Source organism: Dokdonella fugitiva (assembly GCF_014138265.1).
GTDB classification, from domain to species: domain Bacteria; phylum Pseudomonadota; class Gammaproteobacteria; order Xanthomonadales; family Rhodanobacteraceae; genus Dokdonella_A; species Dokdonella_A fugitiva_A.
The window spans coordinates 230,626-250,156 of sequence record NZ_JACGXL010000001.1; the positions used below are offsets into that span (position 1 = coordinate 230,626).

Here is a 19,531-nt window from a genome sequence, read left to right on the forward strand (position 1 = left end):
CCCTCCCGTGCAGGAGGGGCGCGGTCCCCATGCTCGTGCGCGATTACTGCGCCGCGAGGTCCGGTCGATACGCGAACACCGTGTACTGCGTGTCTTCGAGCGCGCCGCCGAACTGCTTGAGCGTCGCGCCCGCGGCGTCCTCGGAGCCGAGCGATTTCGCGAGCAACGCGCGCACCGAGGGGTCCGGATCGGCCATCTCGGCGAAGCTCTTCATCGGCATCACCACGCGCAGGCGATCGTCGCCGCCGATGAGCCATGCGAGGCGGTACGGGTACGGCCATTTCGCGTCGGTGATCGCCTTCTGGATCTTCTCGAGCGCGGCCATCAGGTCGCCGCGCGCGCCGGGCTTGAGGCGCCACGACGTCACGCCCACGTACTTGTAATCCGTGCTGTCGATCCAGTGGCTGTGCGCGATATCGGTTTCCTCGTAGTAGTGCTCCTCGCGCGCGACGTGCATGCCGAGCTGCTGCTGGTAAGCCTCTTCGGCCTTGGCCTTGGTCGACCACGCCTCCTCGGCGTCGAAGTCCTTCCAGGCGTGGTTGTCGGAGCGGATCACGTAGTAGGTGAGATCGCTGCCTGCGATCGGCTGGTACATCACCCAGGTGAACGGTTCGCCCGCCTTCTTGCGCCAGGCGGCGTGTTCCCTGACGCCCGCCTCGAACGCCTTGGCCTCGCCCGGCTTGGGCCACAGCACCCATCGGTCGGCGATGTTCCCGGCAGCGGCCTCGGGTGCGGCCTTGTCCGCCGCGATGGCGGCGACCCCCGGTAGCAGCACGAACACCAGCGCCAGCAGTGCAACGAGCGCCGAACGGCAACGTCGAGCTTTCATGGCTTCCCTCCTGGGTGGTTGCGGACCCCGTGGAGCGGCGAACCGCCGATCCGGCGGGGCGTGGAGTATGCGCTTCGTAAACTGGGATCGCGTCGTGGGCGCGCGCCGGCCTGCCTGGATTACACTATCGAGCTTTGCCGTCGCGGCATCGAAAGCGATTTTTCGAGCCGCCCGATACGCGACTTCACCGAGATCGAACCAAGGCCGCCATGAGCGATAGCGACGACATCCTGCCGCCCGACGAGAACAAGCTGATCGCCGAGCGTCGCGAGAAATTGCGCGCATTGCGCACGCAGGGTGTGGCGTTCCCCAATGATTTCCGCGTCGATGCATTCGCGGGCGACCTGCAGGCGGAATTCGCCGACACCGAGCGCTGGAGCGCGGAGGCGATCGACGGCGCGGCGCGTCGTGTCGCCGTCGCCGGTCGCATCGTGCTGAAACGCGTGCAGGGCAAGGTCAGCTTCGTGCAGATCCAGGACCTGTCCGGTCGCATCCAGCTGTTCATCCACCAGGGAACCGTCGGCGACACCTACGACGCGTTCAAGGGCTGGGACGTCGGCGACATCGTCGGCGCCGAAGGCGCGCTCATGCGCACGAAGACCGGCGAGCTGTCGGTCAAGGTCGACGCGCTGCGCCTGCTGACCAAGTCGCTGCGCCCGTTGCCGGACAAGTTCCACGGACTCGCCGACGTCGAGCAGCGCTATCGCCAGCGCTACGTCGACCTCATCGTCACGCCCGAATCGCGCCGCGTGTTCGAGCTGCGCTCGGCGATGATCCGCTTCATGCGCCAGTGGCTCGAAGCGTCGCCGCGCCGCTTCATGGAAGTCGAGACGCCGATGATGCACCCGATCCCCGGCGGCGCGACGGCGAAGCCGTTCGTCACGCACCACAACGCGCTGGACCTGCAGATGTACCTGCGCGTCGCGCCGGAGCTCTACCTCAAGCGCCTCGTCGTCGGTGGTTTCGAACGCGTCTACGAGATCAACCGCAATTTCCGCAACGAGGGCGTGTCGACGCGGCACAACCCCGAATTCACCATGCTCGAGCTGTACCAGGCCTACGCGACCTACACCGAGGTGATGGACCTCACCGAGGCGATGATCCGCGAGACCGCGCAGGCGACGCTCGGCCGCACCGGCCTCGCGTGGGAGGGGCAGGCGATCGACCTCGGGCCGCCGTTCCGCCGCTGGGCGATGGCGGAGGCGGTGCGCCACCACAACCCGGAGATCGGCGAACACGAGCTGCGCGACCGCGAAGCACTCGCGCGCCACTGCGCTCGCCTCGGCATCCACGTCAAGCCGGGCCACGGCTGGGGCAAGCTGCTGCTCGAACTGTTCGAGGCGACCGTCGAAGGCACGCTCGTCCAGCCGACCTTCATCACCGACTACCCGACCGAAGTGTCGCCGCTCGCGCGCGCGAGCGACCATGACCCGGAAGTCACCGACCGCTTCGAGCTGTTCATCGGCGCGAAGGAAATGGCGAACGGCTTCTCCGAGCTCAACGACCCCGAGGACCAGGCCGCGCGCTTCCGCGCCCAGGTCGCCGCCAAGGACGCCGGCGACGACGAGGCGATGCATTTCGACGCCGACTACATCCGCGCGCTCGAGGTCGGCATGCCGCCGACCGGCGGCCTCGGCGTCGGCATCGACCGCCTCGTGATGTTCTTCGCCGACGTGCCGTCGATCCGCGACGTTCTGCTGTTTCCCTACATGCGCCCGGAAGCTTGATCCGCGAGGCTGCCCGTGCCCAAGGGATACTTGTGGACGGGCGGGCGCGCCAGCGTGCTAACCTAGGGAAGAAATCGCCTGCGCCTGAACCGCGCAGCGACGAGTGTTTTTCCCCTGAGCGTCCCGCAACGCGTTCGCGGAGAGTTGCGTGAATGTATTGATCGTCGATGACCAGTCTTCGGCTCGCACCATGCTCCGGCATGTGGTCGAGGCGATCGGCCCGGGCGTCCACACCGCCGATTTCGGCAACCCGGTCGAGGCGCTGCGCTGGTCCGAGGCGCACGCGACCGACCTCGTCCTGCTCGACTACCGCATGCCGGACATGGACGGGCTCGAGTTCGCGCGCCGCTTCCGTCGCTCGCTGTCGCGTCGCGACGTGCCGATCGTGCTGATCAGCGTCGTCGGCGACGAACCGGTGCGGCAGGCCGCGCTCGAGGCGGGCGTCATCGATTTCCTGGTCAAGCCGGTGCGCCCGCGCGAGCTGCGCACGCGCTGCAAGAACCTGCTGCAGCTGCGCCAGCAGGGCGAGTCGGTCAAGGAGCGGGCCCGTTCGCTCGAGGAGCGCGTGCTCGAAGGGGTGCGCGAGGTCGAGCAGCGCGAGCGCGAAACCCTGTACCGCCTCGCCCGCGCGATCGAATACCGCGATTGCGGCACCGGTCTGCACCTGCTGCGCATGTCGCACTACGCCGAGGTGCTCGCCGAGGCACTGGGCATGAGCGAGGACGAGGTCGCGATCCTGACCTCGGCCGCGCCGCTGCACGACATCGGCAAGATCGGCATCCCCGACGCAGTCCTGCTCAAGCACGCGAGCTTGACCGACGAGGAAATGGCGGTCATGCGCCGACACCCGTTGATCGGATACGACATCCTGCGCGACAGCAAGAGCAAGTTCGTGCAGATGGGGGCCCTGATCGCGTTGCGCCACCACGAGCGCTGGGACGGCAGTGGCTATCCGGATGGGCTGAAAGGCGAGGAAATCCCGCTGCCGGCCCGCATCGTGGCCACCGCGGACGTGTTCGACGCGCTCACGTCGGAACGCCCGTACAAGCGTGCCTGGACGTCCGAGGAGGCGTTCGACTACATGAAGGCCCATCGTGGCACGCTTTTTGATCCTTCCTGTGTGGACGCATTGATGGCGAACGAGGTCCGCATCCTCGACATCCTCAGTGCGAAACTCGAACCACCGGGAGAAGGCTGAACGCCGCGACCCGGTCGCCGCCGAGGTAGGGCATGTCCCCTTTGCTGGCCAAGCTCAAGTCGCGCTTCCAGAAGCGCCCCGACAGCGAGCACGAACAAGCGATCGTCCGCATGGCGATCGTCATGGTGTTCCTGGTCTATCTGGCCGGGCTCGTCACCGTATCGGGCTCGCATACGGCGACCGTGCAGATCGCGTTGCGCTACGTCATGCTCGACGCCGTCGTCGGCGCGGCGATCCTCGGCTGGTTGATCCGGCAACCGGGCGTATCGCATCCGCGGCGCGTACTCGGCATGCTCACCGACTACGGCTCGATCGGCGCGATCATGGCGCTGTCCGGACAGGAAGTCGCGCCGCTGTACGTGATCCTCATGTGGGTCACGATCGGCAACGGCCTGCGCTACGGGCCGACCTACCTGCGCGCGGCGATCGCCCTCGCGAGCCTGTCGTTCTTCTCGGTGATCATGACCACGCCGTTCTGGCAGCAGAACAAGGCGCTGTCGTGGGGCTTGCTGTGCGGCCTCATCGCGATCCCGATGTACCTGTCCTCGCTGCTGCGCGCATTGACGCGCGCGACCGAGGAGGCGCGACGGGCGAACGCGGCGAAGAGCACCTTCCTCGCCAACATGAGCCACGAGTTCCGCACGCCGCTGAACGGCATCGTCGGCATGTCCGAGCTGTTGACCACGACGCGCCTGAGCACCGAGCAGCGTGAATGCGCGACGGTGATCCAGACGTCGGCGAAGACGCTGCTCGGGCTGATCGAGGACGTGCTCGACATCTCCGCGATCGAAGTCGGCAAACTACGTCGCGTCGACGTCGATTTCCGCCTCGACGACCTGCTCGACGCCCTGCGCGTGATGCTGCAGCCGCTCGCCAACGGCAAGGGCGTGCTGTTCGAGATCCGCGTCGCGCCGGGCACGCCGACCTCGCTGCACGGCGATGCCAACCACCTGCGCCAGATCCTCATCAACCTCGTTTCCAACGCGATCAAGTTCACCGAGGAAGGCAGCGTCTTCATCGAGGTGTCGCAGCGCAGGCGGAGCGAGTCCGCGGGTACGTCCACGTCGACCCTGCTGTTCTCGGTGCGCGATACCGGCGTCGGCATCCCGGCCGAGGCGCAGGCGCGCATCTTCAACGCGTTCGAGCAGGCCGACAGCGGGCACGGGCGTCGTTTCGGCGGCAGCGGTCTCGGCACGACGATCGCGAAGTCGCTGACCGAACTGCTCGGCGGCCGCATCGGCTTCGAAAGCACGGAAGGCGAGGGTTCGCATTTCTGGGCCGAGCTCCCATTCGCGCTCGTCGCGGCCGAAGCGACCGAGGCGGTCGACCCGCCGAACGTCATCGCGTTCGGCGACCCGTTCGTGCGTCACCGTGCTCGCACGCGCTCGCTGCAACTGCTGATCGCCGACGACCAGCCGACCAACATCACGGTGCTGCAGCGCCTGCTGGAGAAGGCCGGGCACAAGGCGATCGCGGTCAACAGCGGCGAGGAAGTGCTCGACGCGATCGAGCAGGGCGATTTCGACGCGGTCATCATCGACCTGCACATGCCCGGCGTGAGCGGCCTGGACGTGCTCAAGCAGGCGCGCGTGATGCAGGCCGGGCGCACGCCGACGCCGTTCGTGATGCTCAGCGCCGATGCGACGACCAGCACCGTACGTCAGTGCGAGCAGGCCGGCGCGCGCGCGTTCCTGACCAAGCCGGTACAGGTGGCGCGACTGCTCGACACCTTGAGCGACATCGCCAGTGCGCCGGCAGCGACGGAACGACCGGCCGCGGAGCTCGCCGCGGTCGGGCGCGAGAAGCCGCGCGCATCCACGTCGCCGATCGAGCCGGAAGTGCTGCGCGAACTCGAGGAACTGCAGCTCGGCACCGACTTCGTCTCGTTGTTCGTCGACGAATGCCTGCGCGATGCGCTGACCAACATCGGCGAACTCGAGCGCACGGGAGCGGCGGCGCGATGGGACGCCTTCCGCGACGGTTGCCACGCACTCAAGGGCGTGGCGGGCAACATGGGTGCGATACACCTTGCCGAAGCTGCGGCGACGGCGATGAAGCTCGGCAACTGGCAACTGCCGCGCGAGTGGCGCCAGTCGGTACGCGGGCTGCGCGAGCAGCTGGAAGTCGCGCGCGTGGCGCTGAAGGGAAGCCCGGAACACGCCGAGGCCGAGCGGCCGTCCTGACACGGACGCTCGGCCAACGAAAGGGAAAGAATCAACCCATCGCGGACTGCACCACCTCCAATTGCGGCGCCGACAGTTCCTGCGGCCGCTTGCGTTGCGCACGCACGAGGCGCTCCATCGTGCGCAGCGACTTCTCGCCGAGCTGCATCGCGGTATCGACCCAGATCTCGGTGATCTGCATCAGTTCGACGAGGCTCACCGGCGAGCGCATCTGCCGCACGCGGTTCATCGCCGTGCGCGCGTGCGAGATGCGCTGGTTGCGGCGGATGAGTTCATGCACGGCCTGCACGCCTTCGCCCTTCGGTACGAGCACGTCGACGACACCGAGTCGGTGCAGTTCGTCGCTCGAGTAGATCGTGCCGTTGAGCATCATCTCCTCGGCGAAGCGCGGACTGACGCGCTGGCACAGGAACGAGTACGCGCCCATGCCCGGGAACAGGTCGAACAGCACCTCCGGGAAGCCCATGCCGACGCCGCTCTCGGCGACGATCGAATGGCAGGACAGGGCGGCTTCGAATCCGCCGCCGAGCGCGTCGCCTTGGACCAGCGCGACGCTGTGCATGTGGCGATTCAGCTGCTCGTGGAAGCCGTACACGCCTTCGACGCACTGGCGCGCGTAGGCGAGCAGGTGCTCGCGATTGCGCGTCTTGATCAGCCGGCAGAACAGCTCGAGATCCCCACCGAGGTTGAACACGTCTGCGTCGGACGCGAGCACGACGTGCGCGATGCGCTCGTCACCGTTGGTGGACTGCAGGGTCAGGCGGTCCGATACGCGTTTCTGGAACTCGCGTACTTCCTTGATGAGCAGCGTGCTGAAGCACGCGCGGTAACCCGCGTCGCGCGGAAAGCGCGTCGCGTGCATGAAACACCAACTCGTGTTGGCGACGGGATCTTCTTGCGTACGCAGCAGGCGGAAATCGTTGTCACGATGCAGCGATTCGACGGCACTCATGTTGCACCCCTGGAGAGTAAGAGGCCGGTCGTGACCGCCGCCGAACGGCCGACGAATGTTCTGCACATCCTGGTGCCTGATCCGTGCGATCGCGAGCGAGTCTAACGTAAACGCCATGAAGCATTGACAAATCCGATCGGATGTGACATGTCAATATCAATTCTGTCGACTGGTTCACAGAATTGCGTGCGGCAGGGTGCATATCCATACTCCCGCGCGGCGGAATCGGGGATTCACCGGGCTGGTATCTCACGGACGGACGCGCTCGCGCGGCTGACCGGCAGGTACTACCATTTCCGTAATGGTGCGGTTCTTGCAGGACCGTATCGGAAAGTCTGGGGCTGCAAGCGACACGCGAGGAAGCATGACCAACGAAGGGGAAAAGAAGAATCTGCGGCCGGCTCGCATGTCGATCCGTTCCGCGGTGCTGATCAGCAGCGGGCTGAATGCCTGGAGCAGCGAGATCGAAGACATCTCGGCCACGGGCGTTCTCGTCGCGAAGCCGGACAACTGGCGCGGCCGCATCGACGACGTATTCGTGCTCGACATGCTGATCGGCGAAGCGCTCGACATCCACGTCGATGCACGGCTCGCGCGCGTGACCGACACGCAGCTCGGCTTCGCCTACGAGCGCATCCCCGAGAACAAGGAAGCTCCGCTGTGGAACCTGCTCGGCGGCTACGCCGACCGGCTGGAGCCGTATTCCGCCTGAGTCAGCCTGCTTCCGCGATGCGCGGAATGGACGGCCACGACCCGGCCGGCTGCTCCCTGCGGCAAGGGCGAGCCACGCATTGCGGATCGCTCGCCGGCCCCGAAAACCCACCGTTGCCGCGATCGGGCGGCCCCGTCAATGGGCTGCAGCCGCCTCGCGCAGCTCGCGCCGCAGGATCTTGCCGACGTTCGTCTTGGGCAAGGATTCGCGGAATTCGACGTATTTGGGCAGCTTGTAACCCGTCAGGTTGGCCTTGCAGTGCGCGCGCACCGCTTCCTCGGTCAGCGCCGGGTCCTTCTTCACGATCACCAGCTTGACCGCCTCGCCCGATTTCTCGTCCGGCACCCCGACCGCGGCGACTTCGAGCACGCCGGGCATCTGCGCGACGACGTCCTCGACCTCATTCGGGTACACGTTGAAGCCGGACACGAGGATCATGTCCTTCTTGCGGTCGACGATGTAGACGTAGCCGCTCGGATCGATGCGCGCGATGTCGCCGGTGCGCAGCCAGCCGTCCGGCGAGAGCACCTTCGTGGTCTCCTCGGGTCGGTTCCAGTACCCCTTCATGACCTGTGGGCCGCGGATGCACAGCTCGCCGGTTTCGCCGAGCGGCAGCACGCGGCCGTCGTCGTCCTGGATATTGACGTCGGTCGACGGGATCGGCAGGCCGATCGAACCGTTGTATTCCTTGATGTCGAGCGGGTTGATGCACGCGGCGGGGCTGGTCTCGGTGAGGCCATAGGCCTCCGCGAGCGCGCAGCCGGTCACCTTCTTCCAGCGCTCGGCGACCGCACGCTGCACGGCCATGCCGCCGCCGAGGGTAAGGCGCAGCTTCGAGAAATCGACCTGGTCGAAGCCGGGCGTGTTGAGCAGGCCGGCGAACAGCGTGTTGACGCCGGTGAGCGCGGTGAAGCCGATCGAGCGGATCGTCTTGACGAAGCCGGGCATGTCGCGCGGATTCGTGATGAGGTGGTTGAAGCCGCCGACGCGCGCGAACACGAGGAAGTTCGCCGTGAGCGCGAAGATGTGGTACAGCGGCAGCGCGGTGATGACGACTTCTTCGCCTTCGCGCATGTTCGGCCCGATCCACGCGTAGGCCTGCAGCATGTTCGAAACCATGTTGCGATGGGTGAGCATCGCGCCCTTGGCGACGCCGGTGGTGCCGCCCGTGTACTGCAGGAAGGCGAGGTCGTCCGGCCCGATCTCGACCTTCGTGAACCTGGAACGCGTGCCGCGGCCGAGCGCTTCGTTGAAGCGGATCGCATTCGGCAGCGAATACGCCGGCACCATCTTCTTGACGTGGCGCACCACGAAATTGGTGATCGCCGATTTCGGGAAACCGAGCAGGTCGCCGATGGCGGTGCAGATCACGTGCTTGCACGGCGTGCCGCCGATCACCTCGGCGACCGTGTGCGCGAAGTTGTCGAGCACGATGATCGCGCTCGCGCCGGAGTCGTCGAGCTGGTGCTTGAGCTCGCGCGGCGTGTACATCGGATTGACGTTGACCACCGTCAGGCCCGCGCGCAGCACCGCCATGATCGCGATCGGATACTGCAGCAGGTTGGGCATCATGATCGCGACGCGATCGCCCTTGGCCAGCTTGAGGTCGTTGACGAGGAACGCGGCGAAGGTCGCGCTGAGCCGGTCGAGGTCGCCGTAGGTGATGCTGCGGCCCATGTTGGTGAAGGCGGGCCGGTGGCGGAAGCGGTCGCAGCACTCCTCGAGCAGTGCCGCGACGGAGCGGTACTGGTTCGGGTCGATCTCGGCCGGTGTCCCCGGCGGATAGCTGGCCAGCCAGGGACGGTTCGTGTTCGCCATGCGGTTCCCCTGTGGGCGGCGTCGATCGCGCCGACGCTTCGCTTTCGTTTACCCTTGCGACGATTCGCACGGGTACGGTCGATTGCAGCACAAGGCCGGAACGAGCGGCAAGCCGCATTGCAACGTGGCGCGAGCGAGGTCTTCGTGCGTCCGATCCTGATCATCCTGTGGTGCCTGCTGTCCGTCGCTTGCTCGCGCCAGCCCGACGACGAGGCGATCCGCGCAGCGATCGCCGCGGGCGCCGCGTCCGTCGAGGCACATCGCGGCAAGGAAGTGCTCGATCTCGTCGCCGACGATTTCGTCGGCAACGACGACATCGATCGGGCCGGGCTCGCAAGCCTGTTGCGCGCACAGATGCTCGGCGCGAACGCGATCGGCGTGCGCATCGGCTCGGTCGCGGTGGACCTGCACGGCGATCGCGCGGTGGCGCGCTTCGACGCCGACATCACCGACTCGAGCGGCCGCTGGATCGCCGATCGCGCGGTGACGGTGCATTTCGAGACGGGTTGGCGCCGCGAAGGGCGCCAGTGGCGTTGCTACAACGCGAAATGGTCGAGCGACGCGCGCTGACGCGATGCCGCCGGGCATCGCGCGCGCCCAGCCACAACGGCGGCGCGTAGGCTGGACGTCAGCAGTTCGTCCCGTTGCTCGCCGGCCGCGCTGTGCGCGACCGGCCCACGACGCTGTTCGGAATGCACTTCCCCGATGCGATGCCCGTCGGCGTCGCGAACGCCGGGCGGCGGCCGAGTGGGTGGATCGAGGCAAAGAAAACGGCGCGGTTTCCCGCGCCGTTCTCCTTACGCCTTCGAGCGCACGACGCGCCTTACGCGGCCTTTCTCGCCGCGAGCTGGCGCAGCACGTACTGCAGGATGCCGCCGTGGCGGAAGAACTCGCGCTCTTTCGGCGTGAGCAGCAGCACTCGGACCTTGAACGCCTTGCGACTACCATCGGGCCCGGTCGCGACGACATCGGCGACCTTCGCTTCGCCGTCGTGCAGGCCGGTGACGTCGAAGGTTTCCCTGCCGGTCAGGCCGAGCGTCTGCGCGTTTTCACCGTCCATGAACTGGCACGGCAGCACGCCCATGCCGACGAGGTTCGAGCGATGGATGCGCTCGAAGCTCTCGGCGATGACCGCCTTCACGCCGAGCAGCAACGTGCCCTTCGCGGCCCAGTCACGCGACGAGCCGGTGCCGTATTCCTTGCCCGCGAGCACGACCAAGGGCGTGCCGTCCGCCTTGTACTTCATCGCCGCGTCGTAGATCGCCATCTGCTCGCCGCTCGGCACGTGCAGCGTGTAGCCGCCTTCGACGCCGGACAGCATGAGGTTCTTGATGCGGATGTTGGCGAACGTGCCGCGCACCATCACGTCGTCGTTGCCGCGGCGCGAACCGTAGGAGTTGAAGTCCTTCGGATCGACGCCCTTGGAAATCAGGAAGCGGCCCGCCGGACTGTCCTTCTTGATCGAGCCGGCGGGCGAGATGTGGTCGGTCGTGATCGAGTCGCCGAACACGCCGAGCGCGCGCGCGCGGTGGATGTCCTCGATGCGGCCGGCTTCCTTGCCCATGCCTTCGAAGTACGGCGGGTTCTTGATGTAGGTCGAATCGTCCCAGCGGTAGACCGAACCGTCGGGCGAGGCGATCTGGTTCCAGCGGCTGTCGCCCTTGAACACGTCGGCATAGTTCTTGGTGAACATCGCCGGATTGATCGCGCCGGCGATCGTGTCGGAGATTTCCTTGTTGCTCGGCCAGATGTCCTTGAGGTAGACCGGCTGGCCGTCGCTGCCGGTGCCGATCGGATCCTTCGTGAGGTCGATGTCGAGCGTGCCCGCGAGTGCGTAGGCGACCACGAGCGGCGGCGAGGCGAGGTAGTTCATCTTCACTTCGGGGTGCACGCGACCCTCGAAGTTGCGGTTGCCGGACAGCACCGAGGCGACCGCCAGGTCGCCCTCGGCGATGCCCTTGCTGATCTCGATCGGCAGCGGACCCGAGTTGCCGATGCACGTCGTGCAGCCGTAGCCGACGACGTAGAAGCCGACCTTCTCGAGTTCCTTGAGCAGGCCGGTCTTCTCGAGGTAGTCGGTCACGACGAGGGAGCCTGGGCCGAGCGACGGCTTCACCCAGGGCTTCGACGTGAGGCCCTTCGCAGCAGCTTTCTTGGCGAGCAGGCCCGCGCCGAGCATGACCGCCGGGTTCGACGTGTTCGTGCACGAGGTGATCGCGGCGATCACGACCGCGCCGTCGGCCAGCTTGAACGTCTTGCCGTCCTTCTCGACCACGACGCCACCGTTGAGGATCGCGTTGGCCGGGTTGCCGATCGCCGCACTGCCGCCTTCAGCGATGAAGTCGGCCGTCGCTTGCGTGCGCGGCTTGCGGTTCGCAGTGAGCGGCCCGACTGCGTCGAGGAAGCTCTTCCGCACGCCTTCGAGCAGCACGCGATCCTGCGGGCGCTTCGGACCGGCCAGCGACGGCTTGACGTCGGCGAGCTCGAGTTCGAGCGTCGCGCTGAACTCCGCGGCCGGCGTCGATTCGTCGTGCCACAGGCCCTGCGCCTTCGCGTACGCCTCGACGAGGCGGATCTGCGCTTCGTCGCGACCGGACAGGCGCATGTAGTTGAGCGCTTCGGCGTCGACCGGGAAGATGCCGCAGGTCGCGCCGTATTCGGGCGCCATGTTGGCGATCGTCGCGCGGTCGGCGAGCGCGAGGTTGGCGAGGCCGGGGCCGAAGAACTCGACGAACTTGCCGACCACGCCGAGCTTGCGCAGCATCTGCGTCACGGTCAGCACGAGGTCGGTCGCGGTCACGCCTTCGGCGAGCTTGCCGGTCAGCTTGAAGCCGACCACCTGCGGGATGAGCATCGACGACGGTTGGCCGAGCATCGCGGCTTCGGCTTCGATGCCGCCGACGCCCCAGCCGAGCACGCCGATGCCGTTGATCATCGTCGTGTGCGAGTCGGTGCCGAACACGGTGTCCGGATAGGCCCAGCTCTCGCCGTCCTTGTCCGCGGTGAACACCACGCGCGCAAGGTGCTCGAGGTTCACCTGGTGCACGATGCCGGTGCGCGGCGGCACCACCTTGAAGTTGTTGAACGCCTTCTGGCCCCAGCGCAGGAACGAATAGCGCTCCTGGTTTCGTTCGAACTCGATCTCGACGTTCGTCTCGAGCGCCTTCGGTGAGCCGAAGGCGTCGACCTGCACGGAATGGTCGATCACGAGTTCGGCCGGCGCGAGCGGATTGATCTGCGTCGCGTCGCCGCCGAGCTTGACCACGGCGTCGCGCATCGCGGCGAGGTCGACCACGCACGGCACGCCGGTGAAGTCCTGCAGCACGACGCGCGCCGGCATGAAGGAGATCTCGGTGTCCGGTTCCTTCTTCGCGTCCCAGTTCGCGACCGCCTCGATTTCCTTCGAAGTGACGTTCAGACCGTCCTCGTGACGCAGCAGGTTTTCGAGGAGGATCTTCATCGAGTAGGGCAGGCGCTTGAGGTCGAAGCGCTGGCCGAGCTTGACCAGGCTGGAATAGTGGTAGCGCTTGCCGTTGACCTCGAGCACGTCCCGGGTCGAGAACGAATCTGTCATCTGCATCTCCTGCTGGCTGGCGTTTCGCTTGGCGCAAGGCCGCGGCGGGCGCCGCGGGCGCGGTCCCGGGGACGGACCGGCGAATGGGCCCGCCATTATCGCGCAAACCTTGGTCTTCGCCAAAGCGGCGCTCGACGGCAACACCTGAAATACGAAGGACGCGAAGAACACGAAGGAAAGAAGGGCATCCCGGACGAACGCGCCTCCGGTTCGTCGGTGACGTCCCACGCATCCCTCTTGCCTTCGCGTTCGGGTTCTTCCTGATCAGCCGCGGTCGAGGGTGCTGCGGGCGAGCAGTCCGCGCGCGAGCATCGCGTATTCGCGCCGGCGCAGCAGCAGGCGCAGCTGGCCGCCGCCGACCTGGCGCCAGAGCACGGCCGCGCGTACCGCGGCGAGCAGCAGCGCGCGGATCTGCGCGACGACCTGCGGATTGGACAGTTGCACGGGGTTGCCGTGCACGACCACGCGCGGGCGCAGTTGCGACAGGGTAGCGACGTAGAGGTCGGCCAGGCGCGCCTGCACGGTCGGATGGGCGAGGCCGAAATGGTCGGCCTGGCGCTGGATCCCCTCGATGCCGTCGCGCAGAGCGCGCTGCATGCGCGGGTTGCGCGCGAGGCGCTTCTGCAGGCGCAAGGTGCCGAGCACGAGGCGGGTCAGGGCGAGGTTGCGTTCGCGGCTCTCGAACTGGTGCAGCAGCGTCTCGAGGCCGAGGCGCACGCCGCCGAGGCCGCCGAACACCGCGGCGGCGCTGTCGGCGTCGATGCGGAACACGCTGGCGAGGCTTGCCTCGACACTGGCGGCGTCGGCGCGTCCGCGCGTCGCGACCTCGTGCACGAGACGGCAGGCCTGCAGCACGCCAGCGAGTGCGATCACGCGGGCCTCACGCATCGCGCGCCTCCCAGCCGCCGTACGCTGCATCGCTGCATTCGATCACGGCGCCGCCGAGGCAGGCGTCGCCGTCGTAGAAGACCACCGACTGTCCGGGAGTGACCGCGCGCTGCGCCTCGTCGAACGTGACCGTACAACCGCTTCCGTCGAGTTCGACCGTGCATGCCTGAGGCACCTGCCGGTAGCGCGTCATCGCCGTGCAGCGGAACGACGCCGCCGGCGCGGTGCCCGCGACCCACGTCGTCGCGCTCGCCGCGAGGCGACGCGACTGCAGCCAGTGGTTGGCATTGCCTTGCGCGACGTAGAGCACGTTGTCCGCCACGTTCTTGCCGATCACGTACCAGGGTTCGCCTTCGGCGCCGCGACGTCCGCCGATGCCGAGACCGCTGCGCTGGCCGAGCGTGTAGTAGAACACGCCCGCGTGCTCGCCGACCGTGACGTCGTCCGGCGTGCGCATCGGGCCCGGTTGCGCGGGGATGTAGTCGGACAGGAACGCCCTGAAGTCGCGCTCGCCGATGAAGCAGATGCCGGTCGAGTCCTTCTTGTCGTGCGTGGCGAGGCCGGCGTCGCGCGCGATGCCGCGCACGTCCGCCTTCTCGACCCCGCCGAGCGGGAACAGCGTCGAGGCGAGCGCGTGCTGGCCGAGCGCGTGCAGGAAATAGGTCTGGTCCTTGCCGGTGTCGCGCGCGCGCAGCAGACGCCAGCGGCCGTCCACGCAGTCGACGCGCGCGTAGTGGCCGGTGGCGATCCGCTCCGCGCCGAGCGCGTGCGCATGATCGAGGAAGGTCTTGAATTTGATCTCGCGGTTGCACAGCACGTCGGGGTTCGGCGTGCGCCCGCGGCGGTACTCGGCGAGGAAGTGCTCGAACACCTGGTCCCAGTACGCGTCGGCGAAGTTGCGCAGGTAGAGCGGGATGCCGAGCTTCGCGCACACCGCGACGGCATCCTTGCGGTCCTCGTCGGCGCGGCACGGCCCGCGGCGTTCGTCCTCTTCCCAGTTCTGCATGAACAGGCCGGCGATGGATTCGCCTGCGCGCTGCAGCAGCAGTGCAGCGACCGACGAATCGACGCCGCCGGACATGCCGACGATGACGCGTGCCGTCACTGTGAGGGGCGTCCGTGCAGGCGTCCGGTGCCCGCGCGCGGTCCGCGGGAGTGCGCGCTCATGGCCGGACGCTGAACGAACGCACGCTGTCGAGGGGCAGGCGGCGGCCGCCGAGCCAGTCGTCGATGCTCGCGAGCACCATCGGGCTGCGCAGGCGCGCCGCGTCGGCCGCGATCTCCTCGCGCGAGAGCCACAGCGCGCGCAGGATGCCCGCGTCGAGCGGGCGCCCGGCCTCGTGGCGCAGCGCGTCGGCGCCGAACGTGAAGCGGACGAACTGGCTGCCGGACGGCGACCGCCACTGCTGCACGCCGAGCAGGCAGGTCAAGGCGACGTCCCAGCCGGTCTCTTCGAGCGTTTCGCGCACGGCGGCATCGAGCAGGGATTCGTCCGGCTCGAGGTGTCCGGCCGGCTGGTTGAGGACGGTGCGGCCACGCACGTCTTCTTCGACGAGGAGAAAACGTCCCTCGCGCGGGACGACGGTGGCCACCGTCACATGTGGACGCCAGACGTCCTCTTCAAGCTCGGTCACGACGGTTGAAATCCGGGTCATCCCGCCAGTGTAACAGTCCGCGCCGAGCCGGCCTTGTGCATGAAGCCGACGTCACCATCTGCGCAGGCGAGCCGACATGGTGCGGCGCTATACTCGAGGCCGACGAAATCGAACCGTTGCCGATGGCGAACCAACCCGACCAACATCCCGAACGTGGCCCCGGCCTGGCCGTCGAGGAGGCGCGCCCCGAGGTGGTGCGTCCCCCGCTGTACCAGGTGGTCCTGCTCAACGACGACTTCACCCCGATGGACTTCGTGGTCGTCGTCCTCGAAACCTTCTTCAGCATGGATCGCGAACGCGCGACCCAGGTCATGCTGCACGTCCACACGCGCGGCAAGGGCGTTTGCGGCGTCTTTACACGCGAGGTGGCCGAGACCAAGGTGACCCAGGTCAACGAGTTTTCGCGCAGCCACCAGCACCCGCTGCTGTGTACGATGGAGAAGGCGTGACCCTCGCCTTGGCCAAGTCGAGGAGATTCCGGAGCGACGTGCACGATTGAAGCCGCATCATCGGTCCATATATTGCAAGCCATTCACCCAGGCAGGCAGTCCGGAGCACCCTGAATGTTCAGCAAGGATCTCGAGGTCACCATCGGCCAGTGCTACAAGGAGGCACGCGAACAACGTCATGAGTTCATGACGGTGGAGCACCTCCTGCTCGCGCTGCTCGACAACGCGTCGGCGATCGCCGTGTTGCGCGCCTGCGGCGTCGACACCGCCAAGCTAGCCCGCGACCTCCGTTCGATCATCACCGAAACCGTCCCCGTGTTGCCGCCGAACGACGAGCGCGACACGCAGCCGACGCTCGGCTTCCAGCGCGTGCTGCAGCGCGCGGTCTACCACGTGCAGTCGTCGGGCCGGAAGGAAGTCACGGGCGCGAACGTGCTCGTCGCGATCTTCGGCGAAAAGGATTCGCACGCGGTGTACTTCCTCGGCCAGCAGGAAGTGTCGCGCCTCGACGTCGTCAATTACATCTCGCACGGCATCGCCAAGATCGGCCACGAGCCGAACGGCACGCAGCCCGCAGGCGGCGAAGCCGGGCGCGACACCGAAGGCGGCGACGAGCCGCGCGGCAACCCGCTCGCCGAGTTCGCCAACAACCTCAACGAGCTCGCGCGCCAGGGCAAGATCGATCCGCTGATCGGGCGCAACGAGGAGATCGAGCGCACGATCCAGGTGCTGTGCCGCCGTCGCAAGAACAACCCGCTCTATGTCGGTGAAGCCGGCGTCGGCAAGACCGCGCTCGCCGAAGGCCTCGCCAAGCGCATCGTCGAAGGCGAAGTGCCCGAAGTGCTCGCGCACTGCACGATCTGGGCGCTCGACCTCGGCGCGCTCGTTGCCGGCACCAAGTACCGCGGCGACTTCGAGAAGCGCCTCAAGGGCGTGATCGGCCAGCTCAAGAAGGAGCCGGGCGCGATCCTGTTCATCGACGAGATCCACACGATCATCGGCGCCGGTTCCGCCTCGGGCGGCACGATGGACGCGTCCAACCTGATCAAGCCCGTGCTCGCCAGCGGCGAGCTGCGCTGCATCGGCTCGACCACGTTCCAGGAATACCGCGGCGTGTTCGAGAAGGATCGCGCGCTCGCGCGCCGTTTCCAGAAGATCGACGTGGTCGAACCCTCGATCGCCGACAGCATCGAGATCCTCAAGGGCCTGAAGACGCGCTTCGAGGAGCATCACAAGGTCGAATACACCAACGACGCGCTGAAGGCCGCGGTCGACCTGTCGGTCAAGCACATCGCCGACCGGCTGCTGCCGGACAAGGCGATCGACGTGATCGACGAGGCCGGCGCGCGCCAGCACCTGCTGCCCGAGAAGGATCGCAGCGGGCTCGTCGACGTGCCCGACATCGAGTTCATCGTCGCGCGCATGGCGCGCATCCCGCCCAAGCAGGTGTCGGCGTCGGACCGCGACGTGCTGCGCAACCTCGACCGCAACCTCAAGATGGTCGTGTTCGGCCAGGACGAGGCGATCGACAAGCTCGCCGCCTCCATCAAGATGGCGCGCTCGGGCCTCGGCAACCCGGCCAAGCCGATCGGCTGCTTCCTGCTGACCGGCCCGACCGGCGTCGGCAAGACCGAGGTCACGCGTCAGCTGGCGATGCAGCTGGGCATCGAACTCGTCCGCTTCGACATGTCCGAGTACATGGAGGCGCATTCGGTGTCGCGCCTGATCGGCGCGCCCCCGGGCTACGTCGGCTTCGACCAGGGCGGCCTCTTGACCGAGCAGATCGTCAAGCATCCGCACTGCGTGCTGCTGCTCGACGAGATCGAGAAGGCGCACCCGGACGTCTACAACGTGCTGCTGCAGATCATGGACCGCGGTGCACTGACCGACACCAACGGCCGCGAGGCGAACTTCAAGAACGTGATCGTCGTGATGACCACGAACATCGGCGCGCAGCAGGCATCGCGGCGCACGATCGGCTTCGTCGAACAGAACCACACGACCGACGCGATGGAAGCGCTCAAGCGCGCGTTCACGCCGGAGTTCCGCAATCGCCTCGACGCGATCGTGCAGTTCAACTCGCTCGACTTCGAGCACATCCTGCGCGTCGTCGACAAGTTCCTGATCGAACTCGAGACGCAGCTGCAGGAAAAGCACGTCGTGCTGCACGTCGACGCCGACGCGCGGCGCTGGCTCGCCGAGCACGGTTTCGACCCGCAGATGGGCGCGCGGCCGATGTCGCGCGTGATCCAGGAGAGCGTCAAGCGCCTGCTCGCCGACGAACTGCTGTTCGGCAAGCTCGCCGAGGGCGGCAAGGTGCTGCTGTCGGTCAAGGAAGGCAAGCTCGCTGTCGACTGCGAGGCGGCGGAAAAGCTGCCGGCCGTGGTCGAGTGACGCGATCGAGTCGCCGGAATGGAAAAGGCCGCGCACTGCGCGGCCTTTTTTTTGTGCTCGAAGGTTCCGTCACCTACTTCATGCGGTAGGTGATGCGACCCTTGGTCAGGTCGTACGGTGTCATCTCGACCTTGACCTTGTCGCCGGTGAGGATGCGGATGTAGTTCTTGCGCATGCGGCCGGAGATGTGCGCGGTCACCACGTGGCCGTTCTCGAGCTTCACGCGGAACATCGTGTTCGGAAGGGTCTCGAGGATCGAGCCTTCCATTTCGATGACGTCGTCTTTGGACATTGGTTCCCGATATGGCCGGGCGTCAGGCCCGGAAAGGCGCGCGATTCTGCCACGATCGGGCGGCTGCGGGAAGCGAAAATGTCGACAAACCGCAAGAACGGCCCGGATCAGCAGCCCAGATCCGCCGGATCCAGCCGTGGAAACCGCTCGCGCCACGAGCCGTCATGGGCAGGCAGGCGGACCAGCGCATCGACCTTGGCGCAGAAGCCGGCGCGCGGCATTTCGCGTGCGCCGAGCGTGAACAGGTGGTCGGAGGCGACCTGCGCGTCGAGCAACGGCCAGCCCCAATCGCGCATCGCGCGACACAGCGCGAGCAAGGCGACCTTCGAGCCGTTCGTCGCGCCGCTGAACATCGACTCGCCGTAGAACATGCGGCCGATCGCCACACCGTAGATGCCGCCGACGAGCTGATCGCCGTCCCACGCCTCGACCGAGTGCGCGTGGCCGAGCGCATGCAAGGTGGCGTAGGCGGCGAGCATGTCGTCGGTGATCCAGGTGCCGTGTTCGTGCCGACGCGGTGCGGCGCAGGCGCGCATGACATCGACGAACGCGGTGTCCGCGTGGATGCGCCAATCGCACGAACGCAACCAGCGCGCGAGCCGGCGCGGAATATGCATCGCTTCCGTGTCGAACACCGTGCGCGACGAGGGTGACCACCAGAGGATCGGCTGGCCGTCGGAGTACCACGGGAAGATGCCGCGGCGATAGGCCGACAGCAGGCGGGCAGGCGCGAGATCGCCGCCGGCAGCGAGCAGGCCGTCAGGTTCGGCGAGTGCGCGCTCGACGGCGGGGAACGTCGTGTCGCCGGCGTGCAGCCAGTGGATTCTCATGCGGGCTCGCCGCCGACCGGCGTCAAAATG

General features: G+C 67.1%; 16 protein-coding genes. 7 read left to right on the plus strand and 9 right to left on the minus strand.

Going from position 1 to position 19,531, the window contains the following annotated elements; translation table 11 throughout:
* Positions 1-43: 43 nt before the first annotated feature.
* Complete coding sequence (locus FHW12_RS01040; protein WP_182529136.1) at positions 44-829, minus strand: hypothetical protein; 786 nt, start codon at positions 827-829, stop codon at positions 44-46.
* A 209-nt stretch (positions 830-1,038) separates the two neighbouring features.
* On the opposite strand from FHW12_RS01040, the gene lysS reads away from it, so the two are divergent.
* The 3 genes from lysS (at position 1,039) to FHW12_RS01055 (ending at position 5,937) form a co-directional block, all read left to right on the plus strand.
* Positions 1,039-2,556, plus strand: coding sequence for a lysine--tRNA ligase (gene lysS, locus FHW12_RS01045; protein WP_182529137.1), 1,518 nt, complete (start codon positions 1,039-1,041; stop codon positions 2,554-2,556).
* Between the two features lie 148 nt (positions 2,557-2,704).
* Positions 2,705-3,754: a response regulator gene (locus FHW12_RS01050; RefSeq protein WP_182529138.1), complete on the plus strand. Its 1,050-nt coding sequence runs from the start codon at positions 2,705-2,707 to the stop codon at positions 3,752-3,754.
* Between the two features lie 32 nt (positions 3,755-3,786).
* Positions 3,787-5,937: an ATP-binding protein gene (locus FHW12_RS01055; protein WP_182529139.1), complete on the plus strand. Its 2,151-nt coding sequence runs from the start codon at positions 3,787-3,789 to the stop codon at positions 5,935-5,937.
* A gap of 31 nt (positions 5,938-5,968) precedes the next feature.
* Here the strand turns inward: FHW12_RS01055 and FHW12_RS01060 are convergent, their stop codons facing one another.
* Complete coding sequence (locus tag FHW12_RS01060; RefSeq protein WP_182529140.1) at positions 5,969-6,889, minus strand: crotonase/enoyl-CoA hydratase family protein; 921 nt, start codon at positions 6,887-6,889, stop codon at positions 5,969-5,971.
* Positions 6,890-7,295: 406 nt separating this feature from the next.
* On the opposite strand from FHW12_RS01060, the gene FHW12_RS01065 reads away from it, so the two are divergent.
* On the plus strand, positions 7,296-7,601 hold the full coding sequence (locus FHW12_RS01065) for a PilZ domain-containing protein (RefSeq protein ID WP_259392791.1): 306 nt from the start codon (positions 7,296-7,298) through the stop codon (positions 7,599-7,601).
* A 135-nt stretch (positions 7,602-7,736) separates the two neighbouring features.
* Here the strand turns inward: FHW12_RS01065 and FHW12_RS01070 are convergent, their stop codons facing one another.
* Positions 7,737-9,419, minus strand: a complete 1,683-nt coding sequence (locus tag FHW12_RS01070; RefSeq protein WP_182529142.1) for a long-chain-fatty-acid--CoA ligase — start codon at positions 9,417-9,419, stop codon at positions 7,737-7,739.
* A gap of 144 nt (positions 9,420-9,563) precedes the next feature.
* Here FHW12_RS01070 and FHW12_RS01075 point away from each other — a divergent pair, with 144 nt between their 5' ends.
* Entirely contained in the window at positions 9,564-9,989 is a 426-nt protein-coding gene (locus FHW12_RS01075) for a hypothetical protein (protein WP_182529143.1), read from the plus strand.
* Between the two features lie 253 nt (positions 9,990-10,242).
* On the opposite strand, the gene acnA is transcribed toward FHW12_RS01075, so the two are convergent.
* The 4 genes from acnA to FHW12_RS01095 form a co-directional block, all read right to left on the minus strand.
* Entirely contained in the window at positions 10,243-12,993 is a 2,751-nt protein-coding gene (gene acnA / locus FHW12_RS01080) for an aconitate hydratase AcnA (RefSeq protein ID WP_182529144.1), read from the minus strand.
* Positions 12,994-13,257: 264 nt separating this feature from the next.
* Positions 13,258-13,881 carry a high frequency lysogenization protein HflD gene (gene hflD, locus FHW12_RS01085; protein WP_182529145.1) on the minus strand — a complete coding sequence of 208 codons (624 nt, stop codon included), beginning with the start codon at positions 13,879-13,881 and terminating at the stop codon, positions 13,258-13,260.
* Positions 13,874-14,986, minus strand: coding sequence for a tRNA 2-thiouridine(34) synthase MnmA (mnmA, locus tag FHW12_RS01090; protein ID WP_310735107.1), 1,113 nt, complete (start codon positions 14,984-14,986; stop codon positions 13,874-13,876). The genes hflD and mnmA overlap by 8 nt, the downstream gene beginning before the upstream one ends.
* 58 nt (positions 14,987-15,044) lie before the next feature.
* Entirely contained in the window at positions 15,045-15,536 is a 492-nt protein-coding gene (locus tag FHW12_RS01095; RefSeq protein WP_182529146.1) for an NUDIX hydrolase, read from the minus strand.
* A gap of 122 nt (positions 15,537-15,658) precedes the next feature.
* Between FHW12_RS01095 and clpS the strand changes: the two genes are divergently transcribed.
* Both clpS and clpA read left to right on the plus strand, forming a co-directional pair.
* On the plus strand, positions 15,659-15,985 hold the full coding sequence (gene clpS / locus FHW12_RS01100; protein ID WP_182530101.1) for an ATP-dependent Clp protease adapter ClpS: 327 nt from the start codon (positions 15,659-15,661) through the stop codon (positions 15,983-15,985).
* 114 nt (positions 15,986-16,099) lie between these two features.
* Positions 16,100-18,379 carry an ATP-dependent Clp protease ATP-binding subunit ClpA gene (gene clpA / locus FHW12_RS01105; RefSeq protein WP_182529147.1) on the plus strand — a complete coding sequence of 760 codons (2,280 nt, stop codon included), beginning with the start codon at positions 16,100-16,102 and terminating at the stop codon, positions 18,377-18,379.
* A 73-nt stretch (positions 18,380-18,452) separates the two neighbouring features.
* Here the strand turns inward: clpA and infA are convergent, their stop codons facing one another.
* Positions 18,453-18,671: a translation initiation factor IF-1 gene (gene infA, locus FHW12_RS01110; protein WP_131997832.1), complete on the minus strand. Its 219-nt coding sequence runs from the start codon at positions 18,669-18,671 to the stop codon at positions 18,453-18,455.
* Positions 18,672-18,778: 107 nt separating this feature from the next.
* The gene (gene aat / locus FHW12_RS01115; RefSeq protein WP_182529148.1) at positions 18,779-19,501 is read right to left on the minus strand and encodes a leucyl/phenylalanyl-tRNA--protein transferase; all 723 of its coding nucleotides are present in this window, start codon (positions 19,499-19,501) and stop codon (positions 18,779-18,781) included.
* Positions 19,502-19,531 lie beyond the last annotated feature (30 nt).